The following is a 2,443-nucleotide window of genomic DNA, read 5'->3' on the forward strand; positions in this document are numbered from 1 at the left end:
AATTCCACCATTGGTACAACCAGCGATCCTCTGTATATCGGTACCAAAAATGCAGAAGCTCCACAAGGAGATTTCTGGAAAGGAAAACTGCATGAAATTCGGATTTGGAATACTGCCCGCACTCAAGAGGAAATTCAAACAAACACAGATCGTTCTCTCGATGGCAATGAAAATGGGTTGGTAGCCTACTATCCAGGTAATGTAACCAGCGATCGCTTGGTTGTCGATCGCACGAACAACAAGAACGCGGGAGAACTGCAAAATGGAGCTTCCCATACAAAAATAGGAACCTTAACTATTCCCGAAGGAGAAACCAGAGGCGTTGTTCCCGTTCTTCCCATTGCCGATGAAACCCCAGAATCTGACGAAGAAATTACTGTAACTTTAAACAATGGAGACAATGCCGAAGCCACGATGAAAATCCTGGACGATGACCAGGCAGGTCTTCAAGTTGTTAATGCTCAACCCGTCACCGACAAACAAGGCAATCCAGTCACAGACGAACAAGGAAACCAAGAATATAGCTACAGCAGCAATCTCGTATCGGTGAATACCAGCGAACCTTATCCCAGTGTAGGGGACATAGTTGAATTAAGGGATGTAAAAGGGAATCTACTTGGCGAGGTGACGCTGAAGCAAGAGGATATTGATGCTGGAACCATTACCATCACGCCGGCAGAAGCAGATAGCTTACCGGATGATGTCACTTTGCTACAAGCCAATCTGAAAGAACAAGGAAATATTGGCTTCACCATTAACAACAACAATCTCAGTATTCAAGAAAACGATCGAGCTGTAGACATTCAACTGCCTAATGTTAGCAATCAAGCTTCCTTTGGCGTCCGTCTGTATACCCAACCCACAGGCAACGTCACAGTTCGCTTCCAAAATATCGATTCAACGGAAACCAAACTAAGCACCGAGCAACTCACTTTTACACCTGAAAACTGGGATGTTTATCAACCGGTCACTGTTACGGGAGTTGATGATGCCGACGGAGACGGCAATATAAGTTACAGGTTAAAAGCAGAGGTAGAACAAAGTGGCGATCGCGATTACCAAAGCCAATCCGTATTCATTCCTATTCAAAACATCGATGACGACCAAGAATTAGAAGTTTCCGAACCAGGAAAGGAAGCCGATGGCAACTTACCAGTAGCCTCCATCGGCAATAGCATCACAGTAGCAGAAGATGGAAAAACGGCGGAAATCCCAATCACCCTTTCCAAACCAGCTACCGAAGATATCCAAGTTTCCTTCTACACGAGTGACAACAAAACCACCAGCGGTCGCGATTATCAAATCCAGCCAGGACAGAGCACCCTCATCGAGCAATTTGGTCCCAACGAAACCAAGCGTTTTAACAGTCCCTTTGATGGCATTGAAAATATAGGCGAAAATGCCAAACCTGCCTTTGTCGATCTCGATGAAGATGGTGATTTAGATGCCGTTGTTGGCTCGCAAGCGGGTATCCAATATTACGAAAATGTGGGAAGTGCCAGCCTGCCCAAGTTTCAACTCCGAACGGGAAGCAACAATCCCTTCAGCAACATAACCCTTTCAGGAGCAGTCCCCACATTTGGAGACTTAAATGCTGATGGAAAAGCCGATCTGATTATAGGCACTTCAGATGGCAATCTTTTCTCTTATATAAATACAGGAACTCCCAACAATCTACGTTTCCAACCTTCCAAACCAATCACAGAAATTAATGTAGGTAGCAATGCCCATCCTTTCCTAGTTGATTTCGATCAAGATAAAGATGGGGATTTAGACCTAATTGTCGGCTCTCAGGGCAATTCCCTAAACTACTATCAAAACACAGAAAACGGTTTTCAAGAACAAACCAACCATCCCATTGCTGACATCCAAGTTGGTTCAAACAGTAGCCCTTACGTTGTTGATTGGAACCAAGACGGCGATTTCGATATCTTGGTGGGGCAAGAAGACGGCTCGGTGAAGCTGTTTTCTGCTAATGGCAACGAATACTCAGAATTTTCATCTTCTACCATTCTGGAACCGTCCGACGAACGAGCGAACGCAGCTCCTGCTTTTGTCAGCTTGGATGGCGATCGCGATTTAGATGCATTTGTGGGAACCCAACAAGGGATTGACTACTACGAACAGTTCTCCGTGGTGGAAATTGCAAAAGGAGAACAAACAGGAACAATCCGCCTCAATATTGAAGAAGATCAAATTGCCGAAGGTGAAGAAACCTTTGAAGTTCGTCTTGCTAGCAATACTGGGTACCAACTAGATGCTGACCATACAGTTGTGACATTTGATGGTAAGGATAATTACGTCAAGGTTCCCCACCAAGAGCAACTGAATGTCACAGACGAGATAACCGTTGAAGCGAATATCTATTTTGAAGAAGGCTTTGGTGGGAACAACCGTCGCATTCTGCAAAAAGGAAATGCTGACGACCAATACAGGTTTTTGA

At 44.8% G+C, this 2,443-nt stretch carries 1 protein-coding gene; it reads left to right on the forward strand.

What is annotated here, in order from left to right:
* Positions 1 to 2,443 (forward strand): FG-GAP-like repeat-containing protein (locus AS151_RS16080; protein WP_170861423.1); only part of this gene is annotated, 2,443 nt, incomplete at both ends.

The sequence above is a fragment of the Geitlerinema sp. PCC 9228 genome, from assembly GCF_001870905.1.
Lineage (GTDB): Bacteria > Cyanobacteriota > Cyanobacteriia > Cyanobacteriales > PCC-9228 > PCC-9228.